The organism is Streptomyces liangshanensis (assembly GCF_011694815.1).
GTDB classification, from domain to species: domain Bacteria; phylum Actinomycetota; class Actinomycetes; order Streptomycetales; family Streptomycetaceae; genus Streptomyces; species Streptomyces liangshanensis.
Window position 1 is genome coordinate 544,259 of sequence record NZ_CP050177.1, and the last position, 16,422, is coordinate 560,680.

The following is a 16,422-nucleotide window of genomic DNA, read 5'->3' on the forward strand; positions in this document are numbered from 1 at the left end:
CGATGCGGGCCGAACCGGCCACGCGCCCCCTCCCGCCGGCCGCCGCCGGCTGGCAGGAGGGGGACCCGGCGGGCCGCCGCGCCTGGGTGTCGCTGGAGCGCCCTCTCGCGCTGGAGGCGGGCGGCTCGCTGCCCGGCGTACGACTCGCGTACGAGACGTGGGGGCGCCTCGCCCCCGACGCCTCGAACGCGGTGCTGGTCCTGCACGCGCTGACGGGAGACAGCCATGTCGCGGGACCGGCGGGGCCGGGGCATCCCACCGGCGGCTGGTGGGATGCCCTGGTCGGCCCGGGGCTGCCGTTCGACACCGACCGGTGGTTCGTGGTCGCGCCGAACGTCCTGGGCGGCTGCCAGGGTAGTACGGGTCCCTCCTCGGCCCGCCCGGGCCGTCCCGGCGAGCGGTGGGGGCCCGGCTTCCCGTACCTGACCCAGCGTGACCAGGTCGCCGCCGAGGCGGCGCTGGCCGACGCGCTGGGCATCGGCCGGTGGGCCGCCGTCGTCGGCGGCTCCATGGGCGGGATGCGGGCGCTCGAATGGGCGGTGAGCCGACCGGAGCGCACCGGCTCCCTGCTGGTCCTCGCGTGCCCCGCGGCCGCCTCCGCCGAGCAGATCGCCTGGGGCGCCGTCCAGATCGAGGCCATCAGGGCCGACCCGGGCTGGCGGGGCGGGCGTTACCACGACGCACCGGCCGGCGGCGGGCCGTACCGCGGCCTCGGGGTCGCCCGGCGGATCGCCCACGTCACGTACCGCAGCGAACCCGAGCTGGCGGCCCGCTTCGGCGGCACCCCGCAGCCGGGCGAGCACCCCTGGCGGGGCGGGCGCTACCAGGTCGAGTCGTACCTCGACCATCACGCGGCCAAGCTGGCGCACCGGTTCGACGCGGGCAGCTACGTGACGCTGACCGAGGCGATGAACGGCCACGACGTGGGCCGGGGCCGCGGTGGCACCGCCGCCGCGCTGCGCCGGGCCACGATGCCCGCGCTGGTGGCGGGCGTCGACTCCGACCGGCTGTACCCGCCGTCGCAGCAGGCGGAGCTGGCGGCCGGGCTGCCGGGCGCGGACGGGCTCCGAGTCGTCGAGTCGCCGTACGGGCACGACGGGTTCCTCATCGAGACGGAGCAGGTGGGGGCGCTGGTACGGGAGCTGCTGACGTGACCGGACCCGCCCCGGCAGGCCCGGGCCCTCACCGCGGCGGCGAGGCGCGGGCCGTACGCCCGGACGGGTGATCGGCCCCGCTGTCCGGGTGTCGCGCGCGGCGGGAGGGACCGGGGGCCACCCCAGCAGAAGAGACTCGCGCATGTGACGGACACAGAGGGTCAGGACGAACGGGGCAAGGAGAGCACCGGCGCACCGCACGGCATGGCCGGTGGCGCGGTGATCATGCCGAAGCTGGACGCCGAGCAGTCGGGGCTCCTGCGGCGGGTCGGCGAGGAGTGGGGGCGGGTGTCCGCGCCGCCCGAGGCGTGGCGCCGGGTCCTGCCGGTGGATCCCGACGTCGGCAGCTACCCGGAGCCGGGGCAGATCGTGCCGGCCCGGTTCGGACGGGTCGTCAGCGTGCCCACGCTCAGCGGCGGACCCACCACGGCCGAGGCCGGCGGGGGCGGCGGCGCGGAGGCGGCGACGGCCGCCGAATGGGAGCGGCCGGGCGGCCTGGCGCTCCGCCTCCGGCGCACCCTCCTCGGGGCTCCCCTCGCGAACACGGCGATCGTGCGGGAGCGGATGCGCAAGCTGGTGGCGCTGCCGGTGCTGTCGGCGGACGCCCTGTCGTCGGTGGCGTACGGTCCCGAGGCGCTGCTGCTGGTCCTGGTGCTCGCCGGGACCCCCGGGCTCAACGCGTCGGTGCCGGTGGCTCTCGCGATCGTGTTCCTGATGCTGGCCGTGGGGTTGTCGTACCGTCAGACGATCCGCGCGTACCCGCTCGGCGGGGGCTCGTACATCGTCGCGACGGACAACCTGGGCCGGATCCCGGGGCTGGTGGCGGCCGCGGGGCTGATGACGGACTACATCCTGACCGTGGCCGTCTCGGTCTCCTCCGGCATGGCGGCGGTCACCTCGGCGATCCCGAGCCTGTCCCCGGAGATCGTCCCGATCGGCGTGCTGGTCATCGCCGTGCTGCTGGCGGGCAACCTGCGCGGGGTACGGCAGGCGGGTGCCCTGTTCGCCGCGCCCACCTACGCGTTCATCGTCGCGATCCTCCTGCTGGTGGCCACCGGCCTGTACAACGCGGCGGGCCGGGACTTCACCCCCACACCGCACCCGGTCGTGAACGCGACCGAGGGGCTGGGCGTGCTGCTGGTGATGAAGGCGTTCGCCTCCGGGGCCACGGCGATGACGGGCATCGAGGCGATCTCCAACGCCGTCCCCGCCTTCAAGCCGGTCGCGTGGCGCAACGCGCGTACCACCCTGTCGTGGATGATCGTGCTGCTCGTCGTGCTGTTCGCCGGGGTGATCACACTGATCCACTACGAGGGCATCGTGCCCGAGACGCAGGAGACGGCGCTGTCCCAACTGGCCCACCGCAGCTACGGGTCGAACGGGTTCTACGTCTTCACCCAGGCGGCGACCGCGCTGGTGCTGCTGCTCGCCGCGAACACCGCGTACAACGACTTCCCCCGCGTCCTGTTCCTCCTGGCACGCGACGACCACGCGCCGCGGATCTTCCTGCGGCTCGGCGACCGGCTGGCGTTCTCCAACGGGATCATCGTGCTCTCGGTGGCCGCCGCGCTCGTCTACATCGCCTTCGAGGGCAAGACGGCGTCGCTGATCCCGCTGTACGCCGTCGGGGTGTTCCTGGCGTTCACCCTGTCGCAGTGGGGCATGGTCGTGCACTGGTGGCGCAAGCGCGACCGGCACTGGCGCAAGAGCCTGTGCTTCAACGCCACCGGCGCCGTGCTGTCGGCGGCCGTCTTCATCACGGCGGGGATCACCAAGTTCACGGCGGGGGCGTGGCTCGCCATCCTCGCGGTGGGCGCCTTCCTCCTGGTGACGACGCGGATCCACCGCCACTACGCGAGGGTGCGTCAGGCGCTGCGGCTGCACCCGCAGATGATCGAGATCCCCGGGCACTCGATCACGCCCCACCAGCGCCCCGACGCCGGTTCCGGCCGGTCCTCCGCGTCCCGCGGGCCCGTGCCGCCCGGTCCGGCCGCACCCGCGGAGGCGGATCCCACGGCCTCGGCGGGCCGGGAACGGGACGCGGAGACGGAGGACACGCCGGAGGAGATCCGGCACCTGTCGGTCGTGCCGATCGACGCGCTGCACCAGGCGAGCATGCGCGCCCTCGCCTACGCCGCCTCCCTCCAGCAGCCGGTGCTGGCGCTGCACGTCAGCCCGGGCGAGGAGGAGGCCGAGGTCTTCCGGGACGCGTGGCGGCTGTGGGGGGACCGGCTGCCGCTGGCGGTCGTCGTCTCGCCGTACCGCGCGATCGTGGCGCCGATGATCGGGTACATCGAGTCCCTGCACCGGCAGCGGCCCGATCTGACGATCACGGTGATCCTGCCGGAGATCGTCGTACGGCACTGGTACCACCGGATCCTGCACAGCTACCTCGGCGGGCGGCTGCGGCGCTCGCTGCGGCCGCTGCCGAAGATCGTGGTGACGACGGTCCCGTTCCATGTCTAGGGGCCTGTACGCGGGGCGGGGCGCGGGGCGCGCCCGTCGCCGGTCTCGCTGGTTCGGGATTGAACTTCCGTATTGAAGTATCAACTATCCGGCCAATTGGCCGATTTGCCCGACTATGCCTAGAGTTGACTGTGTCATTGCCGAACGGGCAATCGCGTCTACACCGAGGAGCTGACATGCTTTCTCAGACCATCAGGGCCGGAGAAATCACCCTTGACGGGCACGCGTTGGGGGTGGCCATGACCGAGCCCGAAGCCCCGCAGAGTGACGCGCCCGTCTACTCGCCGGAGGCCGCGGGCGGCCTTCTTCTCGGGCTGCTCATCTCGCCCAAGGAGCCGAAGGAACCCAAGGGCCGGTGATCCCGGACCGGTCGCGGACCGCATACCAGGAATCGGCGGCCGGCCTGGCACGGCGTGCCCTCGGTGCCCTACGGGGCACCGGGGGCACGGCCATGGTCGCCGAACACGTCGAACAGGCCGAGGACCCCGGAGCGGCACTGGCCGCCGTCCGGATCCTGGGCGCCGACACCTTCGCCCCGGTGCTGCTGACGGGCGAGGCCCTCCCTCCCCAGGACGCCGAGGCCGTCGCCCTGGCACTCACCGCCTTCCCGCCCGCGCGGGACGTGACCCCCGCGCCGCCCGAGGGCCCGGAAGGGCCGTGGGTGATGGCGTGGCGGGACTGGGGCACGGCGACGCTGCTGGCCCTGTTCGACGGCGGCGCCACGGGCGCCCCGCCGACGGCCCCGGCGCCACCGCCGCCCCCGGGGGCCGCACGGTCCGCCGCGTCCGGCGGCGCGGAGGACTGGGCCGGCTGGTCGGTACGGATGGGCCAGCTGTCCACGCTGGCGCTGCCGGCGCTGGACGGACCGGTTCACGACGCCGCCCGCGCCGCTCCCCTCGCGCTGGCGCGGGGCGCGACCCGCGCGGTGCTGCGCCGTGACTACCCGACCGCCGCGCGGATCACCCGCTGGCTGGCCTGGCTGCGGGCGGACGGGGTGTCCCTGGCGCTCGATCCGGTGCCTCTGGCCGAGCACATCGAGGTGATGGCGGGCGGGGACCGCGTCGCGCTCGACGCGGCGATCGCCCGACGGCTGATGGCCGGAGGCTGACGGCTGACGCCGGGCCCCGGATCGGTGGCCGGCCCGCCGGCCACGACCCCGGCCACCGGCCACCGCCGCCCGGCCACGACCCCGTCCCCGACCCGGATCCCGACCACCCCCGCCCGACCTCGACCGGATCGGACCGAGACCCCGATGGACCTGCCCGTCACCCACCTCGCCCACCAGGTCGCCTCCAAGGCCCTGACCTGGCTCCACACCCACCGGGAGCACGGCGCGCTGCCCCCGGACAGCACCGCCCAGCTGGCCGAGCCCGACAGCGTCTACAAGCCGCTCGGCGAGACCGCGCTCGCAGCCTCGCTCGTCGTCCGCGAGGCGGTGGCCGGGACCCAGGAGCTCAAACTCGCCCGCGAGCTCCTCGACTTCTGCTGGGAGCAGCTCGGCGAGGGCAGCATGCTCCACGAACGGCTGCTGCGGTACCCGCTGATGAGCGACCCGCTGGAGACGTACGCCCACTTCGCCCGGAGCGGCTACCGCCACCGCGCGCTGGAACGGCTCGTCGCACACACCACCTCGCTGCGCTCCGCGCGGGCGGTGGAGGTCCTGCCCAACCGGCGGCTGGCCGTGGCCAACGCCGCCCGGGTCGCCGGGCTCGACCAGGGGCCGGTGCCCTTCGACTGGGCCGCGCTGACCCGGGAGACCTGGCTCGGTTCCTTCCCCGAGCCGTGGCTCGTCGACTGGTCGACCGCGTACAACATGACGCACACCGTCTTCCACTGCACCGACTGGGCGCGGGTGCCCACCGGTCTCGCCGGCGACCTCACCGCGTACGTCGGCGACTGGCTGCCGGTGTGGACCGACATCTGGGCCGAGATCGGCGAGTGGGACCTGATGGGCGAGCTGATGATCGTGGGCAGCTGTCTCGACGAGCCGCGCTGCGACGCCGCGGACTGGGAGCGGCTGGCGTCGCTCCAGCACGAGGACGGCCTGTTCCCCCGCGACGCGCAGCCCGTCGCCGATGATCCCGCGGAACGCTTCTCCGACCAGCACCATCCGACGGTGGTCGCGGCGATCGCGGGCACCCTCGCCCTCTCCCGTACCCTCGGCTCCCGGGCATGACCCGGGGGCCGGCCGGGACCCGCGACACGCCGGGCACGGTCCGTCCGTACGAGACGGGCGCGCCGCCCGGCGCGCCCGGGGAGTGGGCTCTCGGTCCCGCGCGGCCGCTCGGCGCCGCCGCGCGGGGCGCGAGCGCCGTCGCGGTGGGGCTGCGGCAGGGGCACCGGCGGGCCGTCGTCACGTACGGACGGACCGCACGCGAGGGCGGGGCGCCGGTCACCGCCGACACCCGGTTCGAGATCGGCTCGCTGACGAAGTGTCTGACGGCGCTGCTGTTCGCCGAACGGGTGGCCCGCGGTGAGCTCGCGCACGACGACCCGCTGTCCCGGTTCCTGCCCCCGGAGGCCCTGCCGGAGCCGCGCGGCGGCCCGGTCACCCTCCTCCACCTGGCCACCCACACCTCCGGTCTGCCCCGGCTGCCCCCGGGGCTGTTCGCCGGCGCGACGGGGCACTGGTGGACCGACCCGTACGCCCGGTTCGGCGCGGACGACCTGCTGGACGCCCTCGCGAGGACCCGGCTCCGCTCCCGGCCCGGCGAGCGGGTGCGGTACTCGAACTTCGGGGTCGGGCTCCTCGGCCAGCTCCTCACCGGGACGGACCGCACGGCCGACGGCACGGGCCGGTACGGGGACGTCCTCGCCGCCCGGGTCCTCGGCCCCCTCGGCCTGCACGGCACCTCGTGCGTCCCCGGCCCTCCGGGGGCCATGGCCACCGGCTACGGGCACGGCCGCGCCCGCCCGCCGTGGGAGATCCCGGGCCTGCCGGGCGCGGGAGCCGTCCGCTCCACCGCGCGCGACGTCCTCGCCCTCCTCGACGCCTTGCTCGGAGCCCATCCGGACACGCCGCCCGGGATCCGCCCGGGATCCGTACCTCTCCCCCTGGGTACGGCACCGCTCCCCCTGGGTACGGCCCTGGCGGACGTCACCCGCCCGCGGCTCTCGGTACGGGGCGGCGCCGCGCGCATCGCGCTCGTGTGGAACATCCGGGTACGGCCCGGCGGCGCGGTGTACCACCACTCCGGTGGCACCAGCGGTTTCACCGCGTTCGCCGGATTCTGCCCGCGCCGGGGCACCGCGCTCGTCGCGCTCGCCAACACGGCGCCCGGCGCGGGACACGGCTTCGTCCAGAGCGCGTACGAATCCCTGCTGGCCCTGGGCGCGCCCGGCTGACGACCCGTGAGGGCGGTGTCGTACGGCCGGACGGCCGATGCGCGGTGGCCCCGTCGCGGGGGCTGTCCTCCACTGGGAAGGTGCGACCCCGATCGGACGGGTCGTCTGCTGCCCCGAGCGGGCGGCCCTCTCCCCAAGGAGCCCACCATGACACAGCGCCGCACCAGATTGCTCACCGCCGCCTCCGCCGTCGTCCTGCTCGCCGGGGCGGTCACCGCCTGTTCCGACAGCGGGAGCGGCGGCGGCAGTTCGACCCCGGACTCGGCCGCGACCACCGCCGCGACCGCGGCCGCCTCGGCGCCCATGGCGGAGGAGGCCGCGGTCCACGCGTCGCCCTCCCCCGCGCCGAAGCTGACCTCGGCCAAGGGGCCGCTCGGCACGATCCTCTTCGACCAGAAGGGCCGGACGCTCTACCTGTTCCTCAAGGACAAGACGTCCAAGTCCACCTGCACCGGGGCGTGCGCCACGGCGTGGCCGCCGTTCATCGTCACCAAGAAGCCGGCCGCGGGTCACGGGGTGAAGTCCAAGCTGATCTCGACCAGCACCCGCAGCGACGGCAAGAAGCAGGTCACCTACAACGGTCACCCGCTCTACCGCTTCGACGGCGACCAGAAGGCCGGCAACACCAACGGGCAGGGCGTCACCGCCTTCGGCGCCAAGTGGTGGGTCGTGGGCACCAACGGCAAGAAGATCACCAAGCAGGCGACGAACCCCACCGGCGGCTACTGATCCACGGCCCCCGCCCTCACGACCGATTCCCCGGAGACCTCCATGCCGTCCCGCCGCCCCGCACGCCTCGCCCTCGCGGTCGCCCTCCTCTGCCTCACCGCCGTGGCGGGTTGCTCCGACAGCGACAACAACAGCAGTTCGTCGGACTCCTCCTCGGCCCCGGCGACGTCCGCGCCCGCGTCCACGGCGCCCGCGTCCTCCTCCCCTCCGGCGTCGGCCTCGCCGTCCGGCAACGCCAAGACGAAGATCACCATCAACAACTTCAAGTTCATGCCGGACACGATCACCGTGGCGCCCGGCACGAAGATCACCGTGACCAACAACGACACCACCACCCACACGCTGACGGCCATCACGGACAAGGCCTGGAACACCGGTGACATCGCGCCCGGCAAGTCGGCGACGTTCACGGCGCCGACCAAGCCGGGCGCCTACAAGTACATGTGCACCATCCACCCCTTCATGAAGGGGACGCTCACCGTCCGCTGACCGGCCCGTCCGGTAAGGGGTCCGCCGGCCCCGGTGCACCTGGAGACGTCATGGCATCAGAACCCACCGCCGTACCCCGCCGTACCCGCCTGGTCACCCGGCTCGTCAGGGAGGCCGCGCGGCTGCTCGCCGCCGCCGGGCTGGCGCTGGACTCCTACCTGCACGCACACCTGGCCGACCGGTACGACCTCGTCAGCGCCGACATCAGCCAGGGGACCCTGTTCCGGATCGAGGCGGGCTTCGCCGCGGCGGCGGCGCTGCTGATCCTGGTGTGGCGGCGGTGGCCGGCCGAGCTGTTCGCCTGGTCGGTCGCCACCGGCGGGCTGACGCTCCTGCTGATCTACCGGTACGCGAACATCGGCGCGTGGGGGCCGTTCCCCAACATGTACGAGCCGATCTGGTACGGGGACAAGGACTTCACCGTCGTCGTCCAGGCGGTGGCCATCGTGGCCACGTCGTACCTGCTGATCACCAGTTTCCTCATGTGGTCCCGGGGCGGACGGCGGCGGGGGCGCGGGCGGCGGCGCGCCCACGCGGCCGGCAGCCACCGGTTCTGAGCCGGGCCCCGGGGCGACCCCGGGCCCGGACCCGGCGCGTTCAGTCGCCCGGCGCCAGGGCGGCACGCTGCCGGGCCGCCCGTACCGCCGCCGAGAGGTGGCCGATGTCGTACGCGCCCCGGTGGCGCCGCCCGTTGATGAAGAACGTCGGCGTCCCCGACACCCCGCTGAGGTCGGCCGAGTCCACGTCCTCGCCGACCCGCGCGGCGCCCTGGTGCCTGCGCAGGTGCTTGCGGAAGCGCTCGACGTCCAGGCCCAGGTCCTCGGCGTAGCGGTGCAGGTCCGGGGGGCGCAGCGCCTCCTGGTGGTCGAGCAGGACGTCGTGCATCTCCCAGAAGGCGCCCTGTTCGGCCGCCGCCTCGGCCGCCTCGGAGGCGAGCTGGGCCTGGGGGTGGACGTCGGTCAGCGGCAGGTGCCGCCAGACGTACCGGACGTCCCCGAAGTCGGCGAGGAGGTCCCGGATCACCGACTCGGCGCGGCCGCAGTACGGGCACTCGAAGTCGCCGTACTCGACCACCGTGACCGGCGCGTCCATCGGGCCGCGCACCTTGTCGCGTTCGGGATCGACGGGGACGGCGAGGTCGACGATCTGTTCGGAGGTGCCGAGCAGGGCGCGGTTGCGGCGCTGCCGGGGCAGCAGGCCGATGACGGCGGTGACCGCCCAGGCGACGAGGAAGGCGCAGATCAGGGCGGAGAGGGTGCCGATCTTCGCCTCCTCCAGCTGGTCCCCGTGGAACGCCAGGGTCGCGATGAGCAGGGACACGGTGAAGCCGGCCCCGGCGATCGTGCCGCCCGCCGCCGTGGCGCCCCAGCCGACCGGCGGGCGGAGCTTCCCGCCGCTGAGGCGGGTGGCCAGATAGGAGGCGGTGAGGATGGCGACCGGTTTGCCGACGACGAAGCCGAAGAGGATGCCGAGGGTGATCGGTGAGGTGAACGCCTGGGACAGCTCGTGCGGGGTGATCCGGATGCCGGCGTTGGCCAGGGCGAACAGCGGCACGATCACATAGCTGCTCCACGGGTGGTACATCCGCTGGAGCCGCTCGTTCGGCGAGATCGCCGAGGCGAGCCCGATGCGCGCGGAGCGCTCCAGCTCCGGGGTCGGCTGTTCGCGGAAGCGCCGGAAGAGACCGCTCGCGCGCTCCAGGTCGGAGCGGGACGCCGGGTAGGCGAAGGTGAGCAGCCCCACCACGAGGCCGGTGACGACCGGGTCGACGCCCGACTCGAAGAGGGCGATCCACACCCCCACGGCGAGGACCGCGTAGACCGGGCCCTTCCGCAGGCCCGTGGCACGGACGACGACGATGACGGCGAGCAGGCCGATCGCGGAGAGGAGCGCGGCCATGTCGACGTCCTCGCTGTAGGCGACGGCGATGACGGCCAGGGCCACGAAGTCGTCGACGACGGCGACGGAGAGGATGAAGGCCCGCAGCCCGCCGGGCAGGCGCCGGCCGAGCAGGGCGAGCATGCCGAGGGCGAACGCGGTGTCCGTGGACATGGCCGCGCCCCAGCCGTGGACGCTCGCGTGTCCGGCGTTGACGGCCAGGTAGATCACCACGGGGAGCGCCATGCCGCTGATCCCGGCCACCAGGGGCAGCGCGACGCGGCGCCGCTCCCGCAGTTCGCCCATGTCGAACTCGCGGCGCGCCTCCAGGCCGACGACGAAGAAGAAGATCGTCATCAGCCCGCTGTTGATCCACCCGCGCAGGTCCATCGACAGGCCGTAGGACCCGATCCGTACGGACAGTGTGTTGCGCCAGAAGGTCTCGTACCCAGGGAGGCTGATGTTCGCCCAGGTCAGGGCCGCGATCACGGCCGCCAGCAGGACCGCCGCGCTGCCGGTCTCGGTGCGCAGGAACGTTCTCCACGGGGTGCGCACCTCCGCGCACTCCGTCCGTCCCGCGTAGCCGGACTCCGCCGATGCTTCCGTCACGTCGCGATTCTCTCCTCCCGGTACGGTCATGGCGCGGCTGCGCCACGGACCGCACGGCGTGAAACTCACGCGGGTCGTGGCTCATTCCCGCCGGGTCCGGGCCGGGTCGCCGTCCGGGACCGGTCGGGTTCCCGCCGGACCGGTCGCCATACGGTCCAAAGCGTGGCAAATGCCGCTTCCCGGTCAGCTCGCCGAGGTCAGCGGGTAGGGGTGTGTCATGGCAATCGACACACACGGTCCCGCGCTGCCGGCCGCGCGCGGTGAGCTGTCCGCGGCGGTGATCGGCTTCCTGCGCGACGGGGGCGCCCTGCCGCCCCGGGAGGCGGCGCGCGCGGCGGATCCGTACGGGGACGACCTCCAGCTGGCCCTGTACGTCTGCTACGAACTGCACTACCGGGGCTTCGCCGGGGTGGACGCCTCCCTCGAATGGGACCCCGCCCTGCTGGCGGCGCGGGCCGGGCTGGAGGAACGTTTCCTGGAGGCCCTGCGCCGGGACGCCCCCCGGCACGACGATCCGGCCGAGGCGATGGCGGACCTGCTGGTCGAACCGGTACGGGACGGGGGGACCGGCGTGTCGCTGTTCCTCCAGGACGAGGGCGAGCTGTGGCACGTGCGGGAGTACACGGCGCACCGCTCGCTCTACCACCTCAAGGAGGCCGATCCGCACGCCTGGGTGCTGCCGAGGCTGTGGGGCCGGGCCAAGGCCGGGATGGCGGCCGTGGAGTTCGACGAGTTCGGCGGGGGCCGGGCGGAGCGGGTGCACGCGCGGCTGTTCGCCGAGCTGATGACCGACCTGGACCTGGATCCGGCCTACGGGCGCTATCTCGACGCGGCGTGCGCGGAGATGCTGGCCGTCGTCAACCTGATGTCGCTGCTGGGGCTGCACCGGGAGTCGCGGGGCGCGCTCGTGGGGCACTACGCGTGCGTCGAGATCACGTCGTCGCCCGGTTCCCGGCGGCTGGCGCTGGCGATGAAGCGGACGGGGGCCGGGCCGGCGGCGGAGTTCTTCCACACCGAGCACGTGGAGGCCGACGCCGTGCACGAGCAGGTGATGCGGCACGAGGTGGTCGGCGGGCTGCTGGAGGAGGAGCCGCATCTCGCGCCGGACGTCGCCTTCGGGATCGACGCGACGAACCACCTGGAGAACCGGTTGGGCGAGCGGCTGCTCGGCTGCTGGCGGGTGGGCGGCACGTCGTTGCGTACCGGCCCGGAGGAATCACGTACAGCCCCGGAGACGTCGCATGCCGGTCCGGCGGAAGGGACGGTGGCCGCCCGTGGCGCGCGATCCCGCTGAGGAGCCGGAACCGGGCCGCCTGCCCGACCGGCCGCCCGTCCGGCTCCGCGTCCAGCGCGACGGCCCCACGCTGGTCGACGGGCCGGTGACGGTGGAGCTGGACGACGGCACGACGGCGACCTCGGACCGGTTCCGGGTCGCGCTGTGCACCTGCCGCCGAAGCCGGCGCTTCCCCTGGTGCGACACCAGCCACCGGAGGCGCGGCCGCGCCTGACTCCCCGCCCGGCGGCTTTACTGCGACTTTGTTGCAGTTGCGGCCCGTGGGCCATTGGGTGGGTGTAGCGCACACGGACCGATGAAAGCAGCTCCATGACGATCACCTCCACCCCGCCGCGGCCCGCCACCGGATCGCGGGGGCGGCGCCTGCGCGCCTCGATGACCCGTGAGGAGTGGACCCGGCTCGGCGGGATGGGCGCGTTCATCCTGGCGCTGCACGTGATCGGCTGGTTCACGCTGGTGGCGATCGTGGCGCCCGAGCACCACAGCATCGGGACGAAGTCGTTCGGCGTCGGCATCGGGGTGACCGCGTACACGCTGGGCATGCGGCACGCCTTCGACGCCGACCATATCGCGGCCATCGACAACACGACGCGCAAGCTCATGAACGAGGACAAGCGCCCGCTGTCGGTGGGGTTCTGGTTCTCGCTCGGCCATTCCAGCGTCGTCTTCGTCCTGGCCTTCCTGCTGTCCCTGGGCGTCAAGGCCCTCGCCGGGCCGGTCAGCGACGACAGCAGCCAACTGCACGACACCACCGGCCTGATCGGGACGACGGTCTCCGGGGTCTTCCTCTATCTCATCGCCGGGATCAACATCCTGATCCTCGTGGGGATCTGGAAGGTCTTCCGCAAGATGCGGTCGGGGCACTTCGACGAGGCGGCGCTGGAGGAACACCTCGACAACCGGGGGCTGATGAACCGGCTCCTCGGGCGGCTGATGAAGTCGATCACCAAGCCGTGGCAGATGTACCCCCTGGGCCTGCTGTTCGGGCTGGGCTTCGACACGGCCACCGAGATCGCGCTGCTGGTGCTGGCCGGGTCCGGCGCCGCCTCCGGGCTGCCGTGGTACGCGATCCTCTGCCTGCCCGTGCTCTTCGCGGCCGGGATGTCCCTCCTGGACACCATCGACGGCTCGTTCATGAACTTCGCCTACGGGTGGGCCTTCTCCAAGCCGGTGCGCAAGGTCTACTACAACCTCACGATCACCGGCCTGTCGGTGGCCGTCGCGCTCATCATCGGGACCGTGGAACTGCTCGGCCTGCTCACCGAGAAACTGGACCTGCACGGGGCCTTCTGGGACTGGGTGGGCGGACTCGACCTCAACATCGTCGGATTCGTGATCGTCGGGCTCTTCTTCGCCACCTGGGTCGTCGCGATGGCGGTCTGGAAGTTCGGCCGGATCGAGGAGAAGTGGACGGCCGGACTCCACGGCGGCGACGAAGAGCCGGACGTCACTTCACCTCGTTGAGCCGGCCGCGCTTCACGTCGAGGACGAAGCCGCGGATGTCACGCTTGTGCGGCACGAACGGGCTGGCCCTGATACGGCGCACCGACTGCCGCACGTCACCCTCCTCGTCCCGGAACGCCTCCGGCGACCACGCGGGACGGATGCCGGTGTCCTCCTCGACCTGCTGCTTGAAGCCGTCGTCCGTGAAGGTGACCATGCCGCAGTCGGTGTGGTGGATCAGCAGGATGTCCGTGGTGCCGAGCAGCCGCTGACTGATCGTCAGGGAGCGGATGACGTCGTCGGTGACCACGCCGCCGGCGTTGCGGATGACGTGCGCGTCGCCCTCGCGCAGGCCGAGGACGCGGTACACGTCGATGCGCGCGTCCATGCAGGCGACCACCGCGAGGCGGCGGGCGGGCGGGAGGGCGAGCGGCCCGGCGAAGGCGGCCGCGTACGCGTCGTTGTTGGCCAGGTACTCGTCGGTGACGGACACGTCGGTCCCACTTCCTCTTGGTGGAGCCTTCACCGTAAAGCGCCCGAACGGGGCACAGGAGGCGCCGTTCCGCACGGCCACAGGAATGCAACACAGTGTCAACAATCGCGACATGTCCGACACCGAACCTCTGAGGTCGCTCAACTCCCTTGACGGTACGGCGGCTTCGGCGGCCACCATGGTCCACGGTCCGAGGACGGGGAGAACGCATGCGGCGGAACGTCAGAACGATCACGGGTGTCGCGGTGGCCACGGCGGCGCTTCTCGCGCTGTCGGGGTGCTCGAAGGAGTACAACGACGAGCGCGGCAAGGGGGACGCGCCTGTGCAGGGCCAGCAAGGGGACAACACGGCGGCGGAGGTGTTCAACTTCCCGGACGGGTTCGGGAACCTCGCCACCAAGTGCGTCGGCCACGGGAACCGGGCGTACGTCACCACCAACGCCACCGGCCCGTCCAACGTACAGATAGTCAAGGACGACACATGCGGGTGAGGCCGGCGGGGCGCGTCCCGGCCGCCGTCGCGCTCTGCGCGCTCCTCGCGCTCACGGTGGGCTGCTCCCGGGAGCACTACGAGGAGCGCGGCAAGGCGGACGCGCCGGTGCGGGGGAAGCAGGGGGACAACACGGCGGCGGAGGTCTACAACTTCCCCGACGGGTTCGGGAACCTCGCCACCAAGTGCGTCGGGGCGGGGCAGCGGGCCTACACGACCACCCGGTCCTTCCAGAACCAGGACGGCGACGACGAGATCGAGATCATCCCGGCCCATCAGGTGGTCGTGGCCGATCCCGAGTGCACGGGCGGTCCTTGAGGGAAGGCACGCCCTACAGCCGCCGGGCTGTACGAAGGTGCCGCCCCAACTGCCGATCCGGGGCGTTCCGCGGTCCTACCGTCGACTCCAGTACGTGTCACCCGACTTCATGGAGGAGACGAATGAACAACAACCTTCGTACGGCCGCGGCGGCCGTGGCGCTCGTGACCGGGCTCGTGACGGCGGGCGGCACGGCCTCCGCCGCCGCGGCCGAGCGGCCGGAGCGCATCACGTCGCAGGAGCAGCTCACGGCGAGCATCGCCAAGGCGGTCGCCGCGGAGCAGGAGAAGGGGGACGCCAACGGTGGTGTCATCACCGTCGGCATGATCTCCGAGGTCACGGCGAGCGTCCGCGCCCTTTCCTGCTGACGAGAGGGAGGTGAGCACCGTGGACAGCTCAGTGGACCGTGCTCAGGACGGGCGGGAGACCCCCGTCGCCTGGTGTCCGAGCGGTGAGGCGAACCGCCCGGAGAGTGTTGTCCTCGGCGTCCGGTCGGGGGACGGCGACCAGGTCGTGTACCTGGCCGACCCTGTGCCGGCGGCCGACGTGCTCGGCGGCATCCCGGAGGGAATCGCGCCCAGCCGGGTGCTCCGGTTCGCCTCGCACTGCGTGTCGGACTGCGCTAACCGGGTCGGTGAGGCCTGCGGGCTGATCGAGCGCATCAAGGTCGTGCCGGCCGGGACCGCCGCGAGCGCCGTGCCGCGGTGCCACCTCCGTCCGCACTGCAAGTGGTGGGGCCAGGCCGGTGTCGAGGCCTGCCACCGCTGCCCCGCCGTCTCCACCCTGAACTCCCGCGACGACGAACTCACCGTTCTGGTCGCGGACCCCGCCACCACCCGTGAACAACTCGAAAGTTGGGTAGCAGCGGGAGGGTGAGCGGGCCCGGTACCGGACCTGGACCGGGACCGACACCATGACGAGAGAAGGGATGTTGTGGACAACTGGACACAGTGCTTCCGGCCGGCTCCCGGAGCCCCGGCGCGGTTGCTGTGCTTCCCGCACGCGGGAGGCTCCGCGTCCGCCTACCTGCCGCTGTCGACCGCGGTCGGGGGGACGGCGGAAACACTGGTCGTGCAGTACCCCGGGCGGCACGACCGCTTCGCCGAGCCGTTCGCAGAGCGGCTCGGCGATGTCGTGGACGCCGTCGTGGCCGGACTCCCCGAGGACGGGGGCCGGCCGTTGGTGCTGTTCGGCCACAGCATGGGCGCGCTCCTCGCCTACGAGACCGCGCGCCGGCTCGAACGCGAGGGCCGCGGGCCCGTGGCGCTGTTCGTCTCGGGGCGCGAGGGCCCGGAGTTCCCCCTGCGGCTACGGCTGCCGGACCCGCCCAGCGACGACGACCTGGTCGCGGAGATGCGGCTGCTGTCCGGCACGGAGGACGAGTTGCTGAGCAACCCGGAGATCCTTCAGCTGGCGCTGCCCCCGCTGCGCGCCGACTACGCGATGCTCTTCGCCCACACCCACCGTCCGGGGCCCGCGCTGCGCTGCCCGGTCGTCGCGCTCACCGGGGACAGCGATCCCCGGGTGTCCGTCGAGCGCGTCCAGGCCTGGGAGCGGGAGACCGGGGGCCCGTTCGAGCGGCACGTGCTGCCCGGCGGGCACTTCTTCCTGGGCGACCACCTGCCGTACGTGGCGGACCTGGTCGCCGGGGTCCTGGCGCGTACGACACCGGGCACCGACCGCCGTACCGCCACCGGCACGTCCGTCTGAACCC

Annotated in this window: 19 protein-coding genes; 17 read left to right on the plus strand and 2 right to left on the minus strand. The window is 73.0% G+C overall.

Annotation, left to right across the window (positions count from 1 at the left end; translation table 11 throughout):
* Nucleotides 1-2: 2 nt before the first annotated feature.
* From metX to HA039_RS02485, 9 genes are all read left to right on the plus strand, one after another.
* The gene (gene metX, locus HA039_RS02445) at nt 3-1,154 is read left to right on the plus strand and encodes a homoserine O-acetyltransferase MetX (RefSeq protein ID WP_167023034.1); all 1,152 of its coding nucleotides are present in this window, start codon (nt 3-5) and stop codon (nt 1,152-1,154) included.
* 204 nt (nt 1,155-1,358) lie between these two features.
* Nucleotides 1,359-3,620 carry an APC family permease gene (locus tag HA039_RS02450; protein ID WP_167036036.1) on the plus strand — a complete coding sequence of 754 codons (2,262 nt, stop codon included), beginning with the start codon at nt 1,359-1,361 and terminating at the stop codon, nt 3,618-3,620.
* 176 nt (nt 3,621-3,796) lie between these two features.
* Nucleotides 3,797-3,979, plus strand: coding sequence for a hypothetical protein (locus HA039_RS02455; protein ID WP_167023038.1), 183 nt, complete (start codon nt 3,797-3,799; stop codon nt 3,977-3,979).
* 92 nt (nt 3,980-4,071) lie between these two features.
* Entirely contained in the window at nt 4,072-4,728 is a 657-nt protein-coding gene (locus HA039_RS02460) for a hypothetical protein (RefSeq protein WP_243869052.1), read from the plus strand.
* A gap of 144 nt (nt 4,729-4,872) precedes the next feature.
* A complete protein-coding gene (locus HA039_RS02465) occupies nt 4,873-5,796 on the plus strand; it encodes a DUF6895 family protein (protein ID WP_167023044.1) in 924 nt (307 codons plus the stop codon).
* On the plus strand, nt 5,793-6,965 hold the full coding sequence (locus tag HA039_RS02470; RefSeq protein WP_167023047.1) for a serine hydrolase domain-containing protein: 1,173 nt from the start codon (nt 5,793-5,795) through the stop codon (nt 6,963-6,965). The genes HA039_RS02465 and HA039_RS02470 overlap by 4 nt, the downstream gene beginning before the upstream one ends.
* Nucleotides 6,966-7,112: 147 nt before the next feature.
* Complete coding sequence (locus HA039_RS02475) at nt 7,113-7,694, plus strand: COG4315 family predicted lipoprotein (protein ID WP_167023050.1); 582 nt, start codon at nt 7,113-7,115, stop codon at nt 7,692-7,694.
* A gap of 42 nt (nt 7,695-7,736) precedes the next feature.
* Entirely contained in the window at nt 7,737-8,183 is a 447-nt protein-coding gene (locus HA039_RS02480; RefSeq protein ID WP_167023053.1) for a cupredoxin domain-containing protein, read from the plus strand.
* 50 nt (nt 8,184-8,233) lie between these two features.
* On the plus strand, nt 8,234-8,740 hold the full coding sequence (locus HA039_RS02485; protein ID WP_167023056.1) for a hypothetical protein: 507 nt from the start codon (nt 8,234-8,236) through the stop codon (nt 8,738-8,740).
* A 40-nt stretch (nt 8,741-8,780) separates the two neighbouring features.
* On the opposite strand, the gene nhaA is transcribed toward HA039_RS02485, so the two are convergent.
* Nucleotides 8,781-10,670 carry a Na+/H+ antiporter NhaA gene (nhaA, locus tag HA039_RS02490; RefSeq protein WP_243869055.1) on the minus strand — a complete coding sequence of 630 codons (1,890 nt, stop codon included), beginning with the start codon at nt 10,668-10,670 and terminating at the stop codon, nt 8,781-8,783.
* Between the two features lie 217 nt (nt 10,671-10,887).
* Between nhaA and HA039_RS02495 the strand changes: the two genes are divergently transcribed.
* The 3 genes from HA039_RS02495 (at nt 10,888) to nicT (ending at nt 13,428) form a co-directional block, all read left to right on the plus strand.
* A complete protein-coding gene (locus tag HA039_RS02495) occupies nt 10,888-11,964 on the plus strand; it encodes an iron-containing redox enzyme family protein (protein ID WP_167023059.1) in 1,077 nt (358 codons plus the stop codon).
* Nucleotides 11,945-12,178 (plus strand): CDGSH iron-sulfur domain-containing protein, encoded by a 234-nt coding sequence (locus HA039_RS02500; protein ID WP_425086307.1) that lies wholly within the window; start codon nt 11,945-11,947, stop codon nt 12,176-12,178. Before HA039_RS02495 ends, HA039_RS02500 begins: the two co-directional genes overlap by 20 nt.
* A 161-nt stretch (nt 12,179-12,339) precedes the next feature.
* Nucleotides 12,340-13,428, plus strand: a complete 1,089-nt coding sequence (gene nicT, locus HA039_RS02505; protein WP_167036042.1) for a Nickel transporter NicT — start codon at nt 12,340-12,342, stop codon at nt 13,426-13,428.
* On the opposite strand, the gene HA039_RS02510 is transcribed toward nicT, so the two are convergent.
* Nucleotides 13,412-13,900, minus strand: a complete 489-nt coding sequence (locus tag HA039_RS02510) for a beta-class carbonic anhydrase (protein ID WP_167023065.1) — start codon at nt 13,898-13,900, stop codon at nt 13,412-13,414. The two genes, nicT and HA039_RS02510, sit on opposite strands and share 17 nt — an antisense overlap.
* Before the next feature lie 209 nt (nt 13,901-14,109).
* Between HA039_RS02510 and HA039_RS02515 the strand changes: the two genes are divergently transcribed.
* From HA039_RS02515 to HA039_RS02535, 5 genes are all read left to right on the plus strand, one after another.
* Nucleotides 14,110-14,391, plus strand: coding sequence for a hypothetical protein (locus HA039_RS02515; protein WP_167023069.1), 282 nt, complete (start codon nt 14,110-14,112; stop codon nt 14,389-14,391).
* Nucleotides 14,382-14,708 carry a hypothetical protein gene (locus tag HA039_RS02520; protein ID WP_208298521.1) on the plus strand — a complete coding sequence of 109 codons (327 nt, stop codon included), beginning with the start codon at nt 14,382-14,384 and terminating at the stop codon, nt 14,706-14,708. The genes HA039_RS02515 and HA039_RS02520 overlap by 10 nt, the downstream gene beginning before the upstream one ends.
* 122 nt (nt 14,709-14,830) lie before the next feature.
* On the plus strand, nt 14,831-15,076 hold the full coding sequence (locus HA039_RS02525; RefSeq protein WP_167023072.1) for a hypothetical protein: 246 nt from the start codon (nt 14,831-14,833) through the stop codon (nt 15,074-15,076).
* 19 nt (nt 15,077-15,095) lie between these two features.
* Nucleotides 15,096-15,584, plus strand: a complete 489-nt coding sequence (locus tag HA039_RS02530; RefSeq protein ID WP_243869060.1) for a hypothetical protein — start codon at nt 15,096-15,098, stop codon at nt 15,582-15,584.
* Between the two features lie 57 nt (nt 15,585-15,641).
* Nucleotides 15,642-16,418, plus strand: coding sequence for a thioesterase II family protein (locus HA039_RS02535; protein ID WP_167023075.1), 777 nt, complete (start codon nt 15,642-15,644; stop codon nt 16,416-16,418).
* Nucleotides 16,419-16,422 lie beyond the last annotated feature (4 nt).